This is a genomic window from Metallosphaera cuprina Ar-4 (assembly GCF_000204925.1).
Lineage (GTDB): Archaea > Thermoproteota > Thermoprotei_A > Sulfolobales > Sulfolobaceae > Metallosphaera > Metallosphaera cuprina.
The window spans coordinates 1811230-1827377 of the sequence record NC_015435.1; the positions used below are offsets into that span (position 1 = coordinate 1811230).

General features: G+C 36.5%; 17 protein-coding genes and 1 tRNA gene. 13 read left to right on the forward strand and 5 right to left on the reverse strand.

What is annotated here, in order from left to right; all coding sequences use genetic code 11:
- Positions 1-189: 189 nt before the first annotated feature.
- Positions 190-263, reverse strand: a tRNA-Ile gene (locus MCUP_RS09545).
- 614 nt (positions 264-877) lie between these two features.
- Between MCUP_RS09545 and ahcY the strand changes: the two genes are divergently transcribed.
- The 8 genes from ahcY to cedD all read left to right on the forward strand — a co-directional run bounded on the left by ahcY (position 878) and on the right by cedD (position 7930).
- The gene (gene ahcY / locus MCUP_RS09550; RefSeq protein WP_013738604.1) at positions 878-2125 is read left to right on the forward strand and encodes an adenosylhomocysteinase; all 1248 of its coding nucleotides are present in this window, start codon (positions 878-880) and stop codon (positions 2123-2125) included.
- A gap of 114 nt (positions 2126-2239) precedes the next feature.
- Positions 2240-2332 (forward strand): pyruvate dehydrogenase, encoded by a 93-nt coding sequence (locus MCUP_RS10105; protein ID WP_237698041.1) that lies wholly within the window; start codon positions 2240-2242, stop codon positions 2330-2332.
- Positions 2333-2375: 43 nt separating this feature from the next.
- Positions 2376-4178 (forward strand): ribosome biogenesis/translation initiation ATPase RLI, encoded by a 1803-nt coding sequence (locus tag MCUP_RS09555; RefSeq protein ID WP_013738605.1) that lies wholly within the window; start codon positions 2376-2378, stop codon positions 4176-4178.
- Positions 4179-4287: 109 nt separating this feature from the next.
- Positions 4288-5436, forward strand: coding sequence for a fructose-1,6-bisphosphate aldolase/phosphatase (gene fbp / locus MCUP_RS09560; protein ID WP_013738606.1), 1149 nt, complete (start codon positions 4288-4290; stop codon positions 5434-5436).
- 41 nt (positions 5437-5477) lie between these two features.
- Positions 5478-5708, forward strand: coding sequence for a 30S ribosomal protein S17e (locus MCUP_RS09565; RefSeq protein ID WP_013738607.1), 231 nt, complete (start codon positions 5478-5480; stop codon positions 5706-5708).
- A 1-nt stretch (position 5709) separates the two neighbouring features.
- Positions 5710-5955 carry a Urm1-like protein gene (gene urm1, locus MCUP_RS09570; RefSeq protein WP_013738608.1) on the forward strand — a complete coding sequence of 82 codons (246 nt, stop codon included), beginning with the start codon at positions 5710-5712 and terminating at the stop codon, positions 5953-5955.
- Between the two features lie 2 nt (positions 5956-5957).
- A complete protein-coding gene (locus tag MCUP_RS09575) occupies positions 5958-6314 on the forward strand; it encodes a hypothetical protein (protein ID WP_048057662.1) in 357 nt (118 codons plus the stop codon).
- 32 nt (positions 6315-6346) lie between these two features.
- Positions 6347-7930 (forward strand): DNA-translocating ATPase CedD, encoded by a 1584-nt coding sequence (cedD, locus tag MCUP_RS09580; RefSeq protein ID WP_048057663.1) that lies wholly within the window; start codon positions 6347-6349, stop codon positions 7928-7930.
- 36 nt (positions 7931-7966) lie between these two features.
- Here cedD and thsB read toward each other — a convergent pair whose 3' ends face one another.
- Both thsB and MCUP_RS09590 read right to left on the reverse strand, forming a co-directional pair.
- Complete coding sequence (gene thsB, locus MCUP_RS09585) at positions 7967-9631, reverse strand: thermosome subunit beta (protein ID WP_013738611.1); 1665 nt, start codon at positions 9629-9631, stop codon at positions 7967-7969.
- Positions 9632-9739: 108 nt separating this feature from the next.
- Positions 9740-10303, reverse strand: a complete 564-nt coding sequence (locus MCUP_RS09590) for a TFIIB-type zinc ribbon-containing protein (protein WP_048057664.1) — start codon at positions 10301-10303, stop codon at positions 9740-9742.
- A gap of 141 nt (positions 10304-10444) precedes the next feature.
- Here MCUP_RS09590 and MCUP_RS09595 point away from each other — a divergent pair, with 141 nt between their 5' ends.
- The 3 genes from MCUP_RS09595 to psmB all read left to right on the forward strand — a co-directional run bounded on the left by MCUP_RS09595 (position 10445) and on the right by psmB (position 12988).
- A complete protein-coding gene (locus MCUP_RS09595) occupies positions 10445-10786 on the forward strand; it encodes a ribonuclease BN (RefSeq protein ID WP_237697997.1) in 342 nt (113 codons plus the stop codon).
- Positions 10787-10792: 6 nt separating this feature from the next.
- Positions 10793-12088, forward strand: coding sequence for a histidine--tRNA ligase (hisS, locus tag MCUP_RS09600; RefSeq protein WP_013738614.1), 1296 nt, complete (start codon positions 10793-10795; stop codon positions 12086-12088).
- Between the two features lie 309 nt (positions 12089-12397).
- Positions 12398-12988, forward strand: a complete 591-nt coding sequence (gene psmB, locus MCUP_RS09605; protein ID WP_013738615.1) for an archaeal proteasome endopeptidase complex subunit beta — start codon at positions 12398-12400, stop codon at positions 12986-12988.
- Between the two features lie 136 nt (positions 12989-13124).
- Here the strand turns inward: psmB and MCUP_RS09610 are convergent, their stop codons facing one another.
- On the reverse strand, positions 13125-13505 hold the full coding sequence (locus MCUP_RS09610; RefSeq protein ID WP_048057798.1) for a DNA-directed RNA polymerase subunit G: 381 nt from the start codon (positions 13503-13505) through the stop codon (positions 13125-13127).
- Positions 13506-13560: 55 nt separating this feature from the next.
- On the opposite strand from MCUP_RS09610, the gene MCUP_RS09615 reads away from it, so the two are divergent.
- Entirely contained in the window at positions 13561-14001 is a 441-nt protein-coding gene (locus tag MCUP_RS09615; RefSeq protein WP_048057665.1) for an Lsm family RNA-binding protein, read from the forward strand.
- Complete coding sequence (tgtA, locus tag MCUP_RS09620; protein WP_013738618.1) at positions 13998-15497, forward strand: tRNA guanosine(15) transglycosylase TgtA; 1500 nt, start codon at positions 13998-14000, stop codon at positions 15495-15497. Before MCUP_RS09615 ends, tgtA begins: the two co-directional genes overlap by 4 nt.
- On the opposite strand, the gene MCUP_RS09625 is transcribed toward tgtA, so the two are convergent.
- Positions 15462-16142: a proteasome assembly chaperone family protein gene (locus tag MCUP_RS09625; RefSeq protein ID WP_373419056.1), complete on the reverse strand. Its 681-nt coding sequence runs from the start codon at positions 16140-16142 to the stop codon at positions 15462-15464. The genes tgtA and MCUP_RS09625 overlap by 36 nt on opposite strands.
- Positions 16143-16148 lie beyond the last annotated feature (6 nt).

Here is a 16148-nt window from a genome sequence, read left to right on the forward strand (position 1 = left end):
TGGAATTTTAAAATTAGCCTAAATACGTAGAAGTAGTGGTTGATCTAAGCTACCGTAACTGCTACTAGGTAAATAAAATGCCTTCAATTTGGTCGTCTAAGTATTTACAGAAGAATCAAACAACTTTTGGTTAGGTCAGCCAATAAGATAACCTATTAAAGAAAATTTCTAAATTACGCAACAATAAACTGGGCCCGGAGGGATTTGAACCCTCGACCACGCGGTTATGAGCCGCGCGCTCTACCTAGCTGAGCTACGGGCCCTCTACCTATCTTAGTAAAGTTTCCATTTTTAAGGCTTACGACGAAGAAGTAAGACGAATCTAAAGGTTTAATTAGAATTTAAAATGACTATCAAAGATTTAATTTAACAGGTGTAAGTGGACCAAGCTATCTTGACTGAGGTTGGGATCAATAGCTCATGATATTTTTATGAAATTAAATATCTAAGAAATTAATATTAAAGTAATCTCATTAAAACTATAAATTTAACTAATAATATTTTAAGTATATAACCTAAAACATTGAGTTGAGAGACTAATACAGCTCTGAACTAAGTCTAGTACGGAATAATGTTCCTAAGCCCCACAACGCTTCTCCTCCTCTGTGCTCATTGAAGTTCTTGTAAAACTCCTTTCGCGAATCGCTGTTCATTCATCCTAAGTGCTCCGTTCCTCTAAGACACTTGACGCCCTCCTGAGTCCTTATTGTTGCCATCTGGATCAGAATTTTGATTTAATACTAAATTTTCTGTATTTATCAATAATCTACCTTCCATCAATTAGACACTAGTTAATGGTGATATTTCTGGGGAAAATTACTTTCGGCTAACTTAACTTTAGCCATAGAAATTTATACTTTCTTTTTCCGTTAAGCACATGAATTATAAGATAAGAGATATATCATTTGCGGAACAAGGAAGAAGCCAATTAGAATGGGCAGAAAAACATATGCCTGCTCTTCTATCTATCCAAAAGGACCTAGAAAGAGAGAAACCGTTAAAAGGCGTTAAAATAGCTGCCGTTCTTCATGTTACAAAAGAGACTGGAGTCCTAATGAAAACCTTGCGATTGGCCGGGGCTGAGATTGCTCTAGCTGCAAGTAACCCATTATCCACTCAAGACGATGTGGCTGCAGCTCTAGTTAAGTTCCACGACGTTTCTGTTTTTGCGTGGAAAGGAGAAAATGAGAAAGAGTACTACAGCAATATTGAGGCCTTACTCGATACAAATCCAGAGATCGTTATGGATGACGGAGGAGACCTTCATGCCTACATCCATGAAAGGGGCATCTCTAACGTTATAGGAGGTACGGAAGAAACCACTACTGGTGTGGTTAGACTAAAGGCTATGGAGGAGCAAGGAATATTAAAATACCCTGTCATAGCAGTCAATAACGCTTTTACGAAGTACCTCTTTGATAATAGGTACGGAACCGGTCAAAGCGCAATAGATGGGATATTAAGAGCCACAAACATCTTAATAGCAGGAAAAGTATGCGTAGTGGTCGGTTATGGATGGGTCGGAAGGGGTATTGCTTCAAGACTCAGAGGACTCGGTGGCAGAGTGATAGTAGTAGAAGCTAATCCTCTAAGAGCTCTTGAGGCGTTAATGGAAGGTTTTGTTGTTACTAACATGAAAGAGGCCTCAAAGATAGGAGATATATTTGTAACTGCAACAGGGAATATTAGAGTTATATCAACTGAACATATAATGAACATGAAAGACGGGGCAATACTGAGTAATGCAGGACATTTTAACGTAGAAATTGACGTGGAAGGTCTCAGAAAAATAGCTAAGAGCAGTAGGATAATTAGACCGTTTACTGAGGAGATCACGTTACCTAATGGAAACAAAGTGTATCTACTAGCTGATGGACGCTTAGTTAATCTTGCAGCTGGTGAAGGTCATCCAAGCGAAGTGATGGACCTAAGCTTTTCTAATCAAGCTTTATCAGTAGTTTATCTACATAAGAGCAAAAGCAAGCTGAGTCCTAAAGTTTATGATGTTCCTTCTGAGATAGACGAGAGGGTAGCTCGTCTAAAACTCAGCTCTATGGGTATAGAAATTGAGCAGTTAACTGAGGAACAAATTGAGTATTCTAAACAATGGAAATATGGAACTTAGATTTTCAGGTTTGTAGAATTTTAAGCAATTTTTCTATTTACAGGGAGAGATCTGATACTACTTCAAGCAAGATCCGTCGAAAATTATAAGTACTATTCAATTAAGGATTGATTGGTGCTTTCGTTGATTGAGGAAGATTGGGAAGATATAGAGGAGGAAGATTGGGAAGATATAGAGGAGGAAGATTGGGAAGAGGAAGAGTGGTAAACTAAAAGTAAGGGTTTTTGTTTTTTAATGGGGTGTAGGAGTTTTGAGAGTTGCAGTAATCAATTATGATAGTTGCAAACCTGATAAGTGTTCAATAGAATGTGTTAGATTTTGTCCTATAAACAGATCAGGAAGCAAGGCAATAGAGATAGATCAAAGTAAACTGGGCAAGCCAATTGTCTACGAGGAAACGTGTATAGGATGTAATATTTGCGTCAAAAAATGCCCATTCGAGGCAATATCAATTTTGAATGTTCCTGACAACTTTAGTAAAGAAGTGATTCATAGATACGGTAAAAACGGTTTCGAGCTGTTCGGTCTCCCTATATTAAAGGAAGGACAAGTAATTGGAATCATTGGTAAAAATGGTGCAGGAAAGACAACAATTATGAAGATCATAAGCGGAGAGATAATTCCCAATTTCGGACAAGTTGAAAGGCAGATTGGTGTTGATGAAGTCCTTCAAAGATTTAAAGGGAAAGAGATGTACACATATTTCAGTAAATTATATAATAAAAATCTAAAAATAGTCCATAAAATACAATATATAGAATATGTATCGCGTTTACTAAAAGGAAATGTATCAGATATCTTAAGGAAAGTAGACGAGAGGGGCAAGTTAGATGAGGTAAAGGAGTTACTATACATGGAGACCATGTGGAATAAGGACGTTTCAACTCTTAGCGGGGGAGAGCTTCAGAAATTGCTTATTGCGGCGGCGTTGGCTAAAGAAGCTAACGTATACGCTATTGACGAACCCTCGTCATATCTTGACATCAGAGAAAGAATAAATGCTGCTAAAGCAATTAAAGAACTTACTAAGAATAAATATGTTATTATAGTAGATCATGACTTAATAGTCCTTGACTTCATCACTGATTACGTTTCAATAGTTTATGGGGAAAGTGGAGTTTATGGTAAGGTATCTAAAGTTTACTCTACAAGAACTGGAATAAACAATTTTCTAAATGGATACCTTCCTGCTGAAAATACAAGAATATCAGATTATAAGATTCAGTTTTATATAAAAGATATAACCGATTTAGATTTATTAAAGAATAGTATAGAAAAGATCAAATGGAGTGAAATAACAAAACGCCTTTCGGACTTCTCGCTTCAAGTGCAACAGGGTTCTGCTAGAGAAGGTGAAATAATAGGAATAGTGGGTCCCAACGGTATCGGTAAAACTACTTTTATAAGAATCTTAGTTGGAGAAATTGAACCTGATACTGGCCATATAAGCCCTGGAGGATTAACACTATCCTATAAGCCACAACGTATAGTACCTGACTATGACGGTACTGTTAGGGAATATCTTGAAACTGTGAGCAAAGATGTGCTATCGACCTCCTCTTGGTTCTACACTGAAGTAACTAGAAAACTCAAACTTCACAAGCTTCTAGATAATCAGGTAAAGAGCCTTAGCGGGGGAGAGCTTCAGAAATTGCTTATTGCTGGTACGTTAGCTAAAGAGGCTCACGTATATTTGCTTGATGAACCTTCTTCTTACCTTGATGTTGAAGAGAGGTATATCGTTGCAAAAGCTATAAAAAGAATAACCAGGGAAAGAAAGAGTGTTACGTTTCTAGTAGATCATGATCTAGCTATCCATGATTACGTAGCAGACAGGGTAATCACATTCTCAGGAACTCCAGGGAAACAAGGATATGCAACTCAACCTCTCTCTCTTCAAAAAGGGATAAACGTTTTCCTAAAAGATATAGGTTTAACGTTTAGAAGAGACGCTGAAACTGGAAGACCTAGAGCTAACAAGATAGGTAGTTATTTAGATAGAGTACAAAGAGAGAGAAACGAGTATTATTCAACAGAAACCATATCAGATTAACTAAATAGAAACGTTCTACGTGTTTATCCATTCAAAAACAACTAAGTAAGGAGTTTGAGTTAAGGCTTTTATCAATAAGGTTTTATATTGATTTATACAATCTCGATACATGAGATCTACGGTAAGTGTAATAAAGGCGGACATTGGAAGTCTAGCTGGCCATCATGTAGTACATCCAGACACAATGGCCGCAGCTAATAGGGTATTGGCAGATGCAAAAAGGCAAGGAATAATTCTAGACTATTATATTACAAACGTTGGTGATGATCTAGAGCTTATCATGAGCCATACTAGAGGCGAACTTGACACTAAGGTTCATGAAACGGCATGGAGCGCTTTCAAGGAAGCGACAAAGGTCTCCAAAGAACTTGGACTTTATGCGGCAGGACAAGACTTGTTATCAGATACATTCTCTGGTAACCTAAAGGGGATGGGACCAGGAATAGCTGAACTGGAAGTTGAGGAGAGGCCATCTGAACCAATCGCAATATTCATGGCTGATAAGACTGAGCCTGGAGCCTTCAATTTCCCGCTCTATAAGATGTTTTGTGATCCTTTTAATACGCCAGGCTTAGTAATAGACCCTACTATGAACGAGGGGTTTAAATTAGAGGTTTTAGACGTGTATGAAGGCCAGAGCGTCTTATTGAATAGTCCAGAGGAAATATACTATCTTCTTGGTCTAATAGGAACTATGGCTAGATATGTAATAAGAAGAGTTTATAGAAAAGCAGACAACATGATTGGATCCGTTACGTCTATCGAGAGACTTAACCTAATAGCTGGGAAGTATGTTGGTAAAGACGATCCAGTGTTGATAGTGAGATTACAGCATGGATTTCCAGCATTAGGAGAGGCGTTAGAGGCTTTTTCCTTCCCTTACTTGGTTCCAGGATGGATGCGCGGAAGCCACTATGGTCCTCTCATGCCTGTTTCGCAAAGGGATGCAAAAGCTACTAGATTTGATGGGCCGCCTAGATTGATTGGATTAGGATTTAACCTAAAGAATGGAAAACTGACTGGACCTTCTGATTTATTTGATGATCCAGCCTTCGATGAAACTAGAAGGGTTGCAGCTATAATGACAGATTACATGAGAAGACATGGACCTTTTATGCCACACAGACTCGAACCAACAGAAATGGAATATACAACTTTACCTACTATTATAGAGAAATTAAAAGATAGATTCAAGAAAGAAGATAGCGTAAAAGCAAAGCCTAGTGTATATGCATCAAAGGACCAAGGTATGGACTAGATTTATTTAACTGACTCTTATAATCATAACAAGGTGATTATGTGGGAAATATATATACAAGAGATATCAAAAGGATAGGTCAACAGATATATGAAAAATATAAGGACAATATATCTACTGATTATGAAAAAAATAAAGAGTTAGTGAAACAAGTAGTCGACGTATACTCAAAGAAAGTAAGAAACAGAATAGCTGGATACATAACGAGAAAAGCTAAGCAGAGCAAGAGGGTTATTCAAACTCCTGAAGTTCAGGAGGAAATCGAGGAGTAAAATGGTTAAAGTAATACTCAGAGGCCCACTATCAAATACGTTTGGACAATCTATATTTTTGATAAATGATGATAATTTGATATCTGTTCTAAAAAACTTTGATAAATTTGGTCTAATTATAGATCAAGGAAAAGTTAAGCCAGGATACATTGTTCTCGTCAACGGTAAAGATTCAAGATTACTTGATACAGTGACCTTAGGCGATTCTGATGTTGTAGAAATAATTCCAATAAATCATGGTGGCTAAAGGTGGAAATTTTAGAGCTGGAAGGAAAACCTGATATCAAAATGTATTTGACTTATGATGAAAACTGCGTTAGTCAGGTGTTAAGAGAACTCCCACCACTCAGCTTAATTAGACAAGCGTGCTATATCTTCTTCGAAAATAAGACTAAAAGGAAAATTAAAGACGAATCATTATATTTTCTAGCATTGCTAAGTGCAACAGATCAGGTTAACGTGGCATTGAAAAACTCCATACCTCAAGGTTACGTTGGAAAGTACTTCGTCGTAAAATGCTGTAAAAATGACGTATACGAAACAATTCAGGTCAGCTCCAGAGAGGAAAGAATCTTGCTTAGTAGAAACTCTATACTTTCGATGTAGTGCGCTCATTATTTATTTGTAGTTAATTCTAAATGAACAGTAGGATCGCGCCTCTTATTCTAATCTTTCTGGGCAGTTTAGTAATTATGAACCAAATATTACACTTATCTTCCTTCTACATGATCGTTATCTTTAGCGCTATAGCCGCTACATTCTTGTTATCAGTATTTCTAAGAAAAAATAAATATTTTGTAGATAAAATTATTGAAAGACAAAATATTATTGAAATTAACTCGAATGGAGAAACATACTCAGGAATAGCATTGAAATTGTCCGGGAAGGTGGAGGTGGATAAGACTGGTATTAACATTCAGAGAGAACTGGAATCTCTTATGGAGACCCTAGCTCGAAGAGACGTAGGCTTCACATATTTTGTAATTACTGGGCTTACTAAGAATAGAACGGTCTCTACACTCATAATATTGCGCGATTGTATAAACTGCGAAAATGAATTGTTAGAAGAGATAGAAAACATTAGAAACATAGCTAGTGCGGTAGCTCCTCACATTCATTTAGACATAGCGTCCATTTCAAATCGTTCTATACCCATCCCATCATCCTGGGGGAATATGTCTTACGCTAAAATATATCAGAAATTAATTGACACGCCGAAGAATTCCCTCCTAGTTGAAGGCTTCGATATAGATTTAGGAACAATGAAAACGGATACTGGTGATATAAGAACAGGGATAAGAACAGCAGATATAACCAGGCATATAGGTATATTCGGGTCCACAGGAAGCGGAAAGTCGACTACGGCAGATATACTTGCAAAAAGGTTAATTAGAAACGGATTTAACGTCACGTTACTGGACTGGCACGGCGAACATATAGGTAAGATAGATGGCCTGAAGATAGTTGGTTCTGATAACGTAATAAGAATAAACCCGTTAAAACTTGGTAACACAGATGAAATCGTAGAAATACTTGGAGACGTGTTAAAATTAACAGATCCTCAAAGATTTTTACTATATTCTGTTTTACTTAAGATGAAAAGATCAAATAAATTTGATATGAAGACGTTCATAACTACTCTAACTAGAGTGGAAGAAACCAATAATTGGATGAGAGAAGTGAAATACGGTCTGCTTAGAAAGGTATATCTACTATTTACTAAGGAGGGAAAACAATTATTCACAGATAAGATTGAAAACCCTAACGTTGACGACGTTATTTTCAATGCTGTGATAGATTTAAGTTTCATAAAGAACTTAAGGTTAAGAAGAATATACGGATTATTAATGATTAAATTAATATCTGATTTTTATATGAAAAATAAGCCTATAAAACCTTCTTTACTCGTATTAGAGGAAGCTCATAATTATTTCGTTAAAGATAGCGAGTTCCTAGAGAAACTGATTAGCGAAATTAGAAAATTTGGACTTGGTCTATGTGTGGTATCTCAGTCACCATCTTCTATTTCACCTGAAGTACTAAAAAATACTAATATAAAAATAATACATACAATTAAATCTGATTTAGATAAAAGAATCTTGGCAGAATCTCTATCGCTAACGCCTTCCCTATACGATTCCCTTGATAAATTGGACGTAGGAGAAGCCTTAATATCGGCACCAAATATGAAAATTCCAATAATAATAAGAGTAAAAGAATAAATATTAAAAATAAAGTTCTGTTCCTCTGGAATACATTTAGTCCTCTTCTGAAGGCTTATTCTCGGATTTAGATTCTTTTCCTCCTGTTCCTCCTGACTTCTTACCTGCAGCCACAAGGTCATCTATCCTAAGTACTAACGTTGCTGCCTCTGTAGCCGCCTTGATGGCATTCATCTTTACTAAGGCGGGCTCGATTACCCCTCTAGTCCAATTATCTGCAGGCTGTCCTGCATTTAGGTCTACCCCGTACCACTTCTTAGCCTCATCTTCATGTAGAGACCTTAATTTCATCAACTGATCGATTGGGTCGTATCCAGCATTCTCAACTAATATCATTACTAAACTTTCTAGAGCGTTAGCATATGCCTCTATCGCTAGCTGCTCCTTACCACCTATCTGCGGGGCTTTCTTTCTTAATCTCTTACTTATTTCAATCTCTACAGCTCCTCCTCCAGCAACTGCCTTACCGTCCTTTATGACATCAGCAACTGTGCCTACAGCGTCTCTGAGGGCTCTTTCTGTCTCATCTACAACTCTCTCTAGTCCTCCTCTTATTAGTATGCTTATCGCCTTTGGATTCTTTGCACCTTCGATGAAGACCATCTTGTCTTCTCCAACTTTCCTCTCCTCCACTAGAGCCGCATGCCCTAGATCTTGCTCGCTTATTTCCTCTATGTTTGAGACTACTCTACCACCAGTAGCTCTAGCTAACTTCTCAAGGTCACTCTTCTTAGCTCTTCTAACCGCTAAGATACCTTTCTTAGCCAGGTAAGATTGAGCTACCTCATCAATACCTTTCTGACATATTATTACGTTGGCCCCAGTTCTAGCTATCATATCAACTTTTTCCTTGATTATGTTTTCCTCTTCCTGTAGGAACTTCTCCATTTGCGTTGGATCATTTATCCTTATTTCAGCGTCAAGTTCTGGCTTTTCCACCTCTAGAGGAGCATCAGTTAGCGCAATCTTTGCGTTTTCAACCCTCTTAGGCATACCTGGATGAACAACTTCCTTATCCACAACTATACCGTAAATTAGCTGAGTATCGTTTATACCTCCACCTGCTTTCTTTACAATCTGTATGTTATCTGTGTCAACGTACCACTTATTTCCTCTCAACTCCGCAACCTGCGATACCGCTTTAACTACTATGTCACTTAGATATTCCCTAGATCCAGCTACCGCTTTGCTACTTAAAGAAGTAATTGCAACCTTCCTAAGCAGTTCAACATCATTGATAGTTACTGACTGAGCTATCTCTTGAATTGTTTGTAACGCAACTTCCTCCGCTTTCTTATATCCACTAATTATTATTGTCGGATGAACTTCTTTATACAGTAGATCTTCTGCTTTTCTAACAAGCTCTCCTGAGAGTATTACAGCAGTTTTAGTTCCGTCTGCAGTTTCCTCATCCTGACCTTTTGCTATTTGAACTAATAACTTGGCAGCTGGGTGCTGTAAGTCCATCTTATCTAACAATGTCGCTCCGTCATTTGTTATCGTTATATCGCCCAGGCTGTCTACTAACATCTTATCCATTCCTCTGGGTCCATATGTGGTTCTTAGAGTTTCTTCAACAGCCTTAACGGCAGCTATGTTAGCTCTCAATGCCTCCTTTCCAAAAGCCCTACTTGAGCCTTCTTTTAAAATAATTACGGGAATTCCTTCTGGAGTTTGTGCGACTGTAGCTTGTGAGGCCATAAAGGTCACCTTTTCAGAATGACATAGAAAGAGGTTATATAAAAATCTTTCTATATCTTCATATAGTGTGTCCCACGATCGACAAAACGCCTTAGATTATCGAAGAAGCTAACCATTGATAATATGTTTTATTTCTACCTTCACTGAGAGAGGAACTCTTTTTGCTAACTTCTTTATGTTGCCGAGCTTTAAATTAGGACTTTTAAACAGTTTTTTTAATATTTTTTCATCCCCATTATATATTAGATAATAAGTCAATAACACTCTTGTTCTGTACTTAAGCCCACTGAATATGCCTTTGTTTTCAAGGTAATTATAAATTTTAACCACATTCCTATCACTGTTTAAAGCATTGAGAGCCATGATGGAATCTGTAGTGTATATTTTAACCTTTCTATCTTTTCCATGGAAATCAAGCATGAGATTACCCTTTAATCTTATATATTGAGTCCTTTTCAGAATTTTACTTATTTCTTTAATTTCAATTTTTTTAAAAAATATATCTTTGTTAAAAGTGCTTTTTGGCCTATGAGGCTCTATATAAGGCATCCTGTAATCGTATATTATGTCCAAAACTGCTGCGCAATTAGCGCAGACTATCACTCCCCTTGAATCATCCCAAATCAAATCTGATGATCCGCAAAAACTGCAATTGTATCCGCCTTGTCTCATGCATTAAACGACATAACTAACAAATTTGACCGTTTTCATCCTTTCGGAAACACACGGACAGATAAGATCGAAAGTAATATATCGTCTTACATCAATTGTAAGTCAATAATGTCAGACTTATTTGAAGAGCTCGCTAACAGAGTGCAAAGAGGCGATATTGAAAGTGCAACCGAAATCGCAAGAAAATTGGTGAGTCACGATAGGAACGTATGGAACAAATTCGTAGTATATTTAGATTTAAAACTAAAAGGGAAGAAAATATCTGTCTCTAATTTAGACTCTACATTAGTTATAACAAATAAAACCGGTAAGCCAGAGGTATTAATAGTAGTAATATCAGAAGACGAAATGATAGATATAAATAATTTTATGAATTTAATTAAATTCTCTAAATCAATGCAAATATCTATATTTGTAGCTCTCGTGGATAAATATGGCGATATAACATATTATAATCTAGAAGAGATTAACTTAATTAAGTGATTTTCAATGGTATCATACGAACCTTTACGAGGTATGCAAGATTACTATGCAGATGAGGCTCAAAAAATAAGGAAAGTAGAGACAATATTCAGAGAAGTTGTAGAGAAGGCAGGATATAGCGAGGCAATTACGCCCGTAGTGGAGGAATTTGAGCTGTTTTCTGTGAAAGGTGGTGAGGAATTGAGGAAGACGATGTATGTTTTTAAAGATAAAGGAGACAGGGAAGTTGCACTCAGACCTGAAATTACACCTAGTATTGTCAGACTTTATCTCAACTCACTACAGCATTTTCCTAAACCTTTAAGGATATTTTACGTAGGAAGAGTGTATAGATATGATGAGCCTCAATTAGGAAGATACAGAGAGTTCAGGCAAGCCGGAGTAGAAGTCCTCGGCACTGAATCTATTCTTGCCGAACTCGAAATGTTCCATTTATTGAACGACTTCTATCGTAAGATTGGACTCAAAGATAATGTAGAGTTTAAAATAAATAATATTGGTATATATAGAAAAATATTTGATTATATCAAAATAGATGATAATCTTCAGGAACACGTCTTGCACCTACTAGACAAGGGCAAAATAAACGAATTCTATTCCACTCTAGAAAGGATCCCAATACAAAATTCTAAGATAATGGATCTTCTTGAAATACTAACAAAAAATGGAAAATCTGTAAAAATTGAAGAATTAATTGCTTATATCGATAAAATAGATATACCTGAACTTAAAATTGAAATTGAAAAAATCAGCCTAATTAGCGACGTATTATCGTCTTTGGGGATTAATTACCTAATAGATCTGAGCTTTGTAAGAGGTTTAGCTTATTATACTGGGCCTATCTTCGAAGTTACAAAAAAAGGGTTACCATTTAGTATTGCAGGAGGAGGCAGATATGATTCGCTTGTAGAAATATATGGAGGTAGTAAGACGCCGGCAATAGGTTTCGCTATAGGAATTGAACGGACTGTTCACGCTTTAGAGAATATCCTATTGAGGAAAGAGCCTGTTCATCTAATCGCCGTCATCACTCTTGATAACCTGGCAATCAAGAAAGCTCTAGAAATAGCGTCGATCCTCAGAGAAAATGGGTACGTTACGACACTAAATAACAAGGATTTGAGCCTATCAAAGCTTATCTCCCTTTACGCTGATCAAGGTTATACTCATGTAATAATTATTGGTAAGAAAGAACTAGAAAATGAAAAAGTGACAGTAAGGAATCTAAAAACTAGAGAGCAAAGACTTGTAAATATTAGTGAGTTGATTAGAGTCCTTAATTCAGATATGCAAGCGAACTAGAATATATTATAGCATTATATCTAATAAAAATGAATTAATCTTTATCTTTTCATCAAATTAATACTGTACAGTTCCAGTGTCTAAAGAACATGGATACTCTGTAGTTTAACCTTCAGACCAACCCATCGTTTCCTTAAAAACTAATTAAGTCTGCAATATATAAAATATTTAAAAATACATAATTATAATGTATAAATTAGGTTCTATAATATATCGAAGTTCCTTAAGGACCGGCCCAATTTCCTGGCCAACGGTAACTTAAGACAAATATTATAACCCTGACGTGTGAAGAATGTAAGGGATATATTTATGGAGGAGTTACCTTCTACAGCAGTCGGTGTAAAGGTTCAGGATGGAATTATTTTAGGTGCAGTTAGGAGGTTGAGCTACGGTGGATATGTACTTAGCAAATCCGCAAAGAAAGTATTCCCTATAGCTAGATTTGGAATAGGTGGAGCTGGACTTTTTGGAGATCTTCAAGCTCTCACTAGAATAATGAATGCAAATATCAAATATTATGAGCTGTATAACAATAGGCCAATTTCTACTAAAGCTGCAGCTAAATTGCTCTCAATAATACTATATCAATATAAGTACATGCCATTTATATCTGAAGTTCTATTTGGAGGCGTTGATGATGGTCAACCACAGCTATATGTTTTAGACCCCTTGGGATCACTACTGGACGATGTTTATGCAGCAGTTGGCTCCGGGGCAAGGGTATCAATAGGAGTTCTAGAAGCGGAATATAATGAGTCTATGACCTTAATGCAAGGAAAGGAACTTACCATTAAATCTCTCAGAGCTTCGGCAGAGAGAGATGTTACTTCGGGTGACGGGATAGACATATTAACTATTTCAAGGGATGGCAAAATAAATACGGAATTTCTGTCCTCATAAAGCTAGTTGTTAATTATTTCATGTTATTTATATTTTAATCGTCTTATCTCGTATATACTGTATCAATCGTGATTTAGTATTTCATTTCGTATTAGTTTTGGAGCGTTCTGATATACTGACGATAAATTAAGAAAACTTAAGCAGTTGATTTCTTTATGCAAAAATATATATGGTCCATAATTTTTAATCCTTTCTTCTCAATGAATGATTCATTAGAACTTATTCTTAATAGGGGGCCAAAGAAGGATATTATGGTAGTATAACTTTCGTCCTTTTTCTTTTTCTCTGTCACTACGTAACCGTGGGCACAGAAGTCCCTTTCTGAAAATTCTGGCCTCTCTTTGGAAATAGTCAAGTTGACCTTTTCGCCTTGTTCAAACATGTTAATAGAGGATATCATGTCTAATGTGATGTCTATATCTTTGCATTTTATGCTTATTACCAAGAGATCCCTTAGTTCGCCTTTCTTTATGGAAACTATGTCACAAATTTCCGAGAATACGTAATTACTAAGCACGGGAATCACTCCACTATTTAAACTCCTATATTTTAACTTTATGTGGGTTTCAGATATGAGTACCCCAAAAAGGATCCTGGCAGACATGAACTCTCTGCTTGAGAAAACTGTAATCATCAAGTTAACCGATGGAAGGAGCTATTCTGGTCAATTGTCTTCTTATGAACTGTCTCCTTTTATGATAAGCCTTGTAAACGCAAAAGACGGCGAAAACAATACATTCTATAAGGTTGTTATAAATGGGGATGTAATTTCAGAAATTATTGCTAAATCTACTCCCGTATTTGATGTTAGAGAGTTTGCAGATTTATTACAAAAAAGTTTGGGATTGAGGCCAGGTGACGTAAAACTTTACGAAGAGGTTGGAGTAATAACAGTGTTAGAAAGGATAAAAGTTTCAGAAAGCGGTGTTGAGGGAAGTGGGCCTATGGCACAGCGTATATATGATTTATATAACGACTATGTTGCCAAGAAAAAGAAAGGAGAAATGAAATGATTGGAGACTTTGAAATAAAGGATGAAGATCTGGCGGCAAGGATAGGAGTTTTAGAAACTAAGCATGGGAAATTAGAGACGCCCTCCTTTTTCCCCGTTGTAAATCCTTTGAGAAATGATATCTCTATAAAAGAGCTAAATTCCATAGGATTTTATAATTTTATAACTAATGCTTATATACTTAAAAAAAATAATCTATTAAATGGCAATATTCATAATAAATTTGAAGAAAATAATATAATTATGACAGACTCTGGTGCTTATCAGATTTTAGAGTACGGTGAGATAAGTCAGGAGAACAAGGATATAGTATCGTATCAAGTTGAGATAAAACCAGATATAGGGGTATTTCTTGACGTTCCAACTGGAAACACTGATGACTGGAACGAAGCTAAAAAATCGGTAGAACTTACTCTGGAAAGAGGTAGAGAGATCATCGAAGTTATAAGAGAAAATCAAGATATAATTTGGACTCACCCTATACAGGGGGGCCCTTTCCTAGACCTGATAGAATACTCCTCTAAACAAGCCTCTAAAATCCCAGAATTCAAAATGTTAGCTTTAGGAAGCCCTACAGTTTTTATGGAAAAATATAGATATTCCAAATTAATCGAAATGATTTATACTGCAAAATCTAACGTAAGTAGAGGCATTCCTTTTCACTTATTTGGGGGAGGAGTTCCCCATCTGATACCTTTTGCTGTAGCCCTTGGAGTTGACACCTTTGACTCAGCCTCTTATATTCTGTTTGCTAGAGATAATAGATATCTAACTAGAGAGAGAACCTACAGATTAGAAGAACTAGACTATTTTCCGTGTAGTTGTCCAGTCTGTTCCAGATACACGCCTAAAGAATTGGCAGAAATGAAATCAGGAGAGAGGTCTAAACTGCTGGCAATTCACAACCTATGGAAAATAAGAGAAGAGATGAACGCAGTAAAGCAGGCAATTAGAGAGGGAAGGCTATTTGAATACATACAGCAGAAAGCTTACTCTCATCCAGCCCTTTACAATGCATTTAAGTCGATCTTAAAATACTCTAGATATCTAGAAAAGTATGATCCTAGAGTTAAGGGATCTGTAAAAGGGGTTCTATTATTTAACTCCGACTCTATAGACAGACCTGAAATTTTGAGACATGTCGAGTTTATGAAAGTTTTCGTCCCAAAAAAGAGAAATGCATTAGTAATTTGTGGAGATAAGCTAAATAGTCCCTTTATTTTAGATCCTAAGGTTAAGTCGATCCTTTCTAAAAATAGAGGTACAGATGTATTCGTAGCACTTCCATTTTATGGGTTAATTCCTGTATCAACGTCTGAAAGTTTTCCGATGTCACAGTTCGAAATGCCAGAAGAGGTCGATAAATTAACGCTAGAGAAAACGGTTTCCTTCATACAATCTTTTCTAAAAGATAAAAATTATGAAGAGATAAAATTTATAGAATGTGAGAAATCGGTCTTATCACATGTAATGTCTATCAACACCGCTCTTGGATAACTCCTTTTGAATCATCTCAAGCTGTCTCTGGAGCTCCTGCTCTATTTTTTTAGCGTCTTCATAAAGTTCTCTGGTGTCTATGTTAAAACCAATAATCTTGTTTATTACATCTACAGCTACAGCTGCTGCTCCTGGATCTAACCTTTCCCTATCAGCATAAGGTAATAGCACAGTAGCTGGTAAATCTTCGATCTCGGCATACACGGTGAAGAGAGCTAATGGACCTACCATGATAAGCTGCTTATTCAGAGTTGGGTACTCTAATTCTATGCTACTCCTGCTAGTTCTCATCCACTTTAACGGATCATTAACGTCCTTGTATCTCTTATCTAGACCTCCAACAAGTATCGAATCTCTTATCTGAACCCTCTTTAACCATTTAACCATTCCGTGAGTAAAATCACTCCATTCTCTTTGAAAGGGTAAGAGATGATTAAGCATTACTAGTACTTTGTATTCATCATCATAAAATAACTCGAACGGAGTAGCTACCCCGTAATCGTCTAGAAACGTCACATCCCTAAGATATTTGGTAAGCACGAATCCTATCCTCCTCATTTTCCTCATCAGCACTAGATGCCTGATTGAAAGATAACCTACTTCTCCTAAAGTCCTAAAACCTGAAATAAATTTAGAGTTTCTCAACTCGTC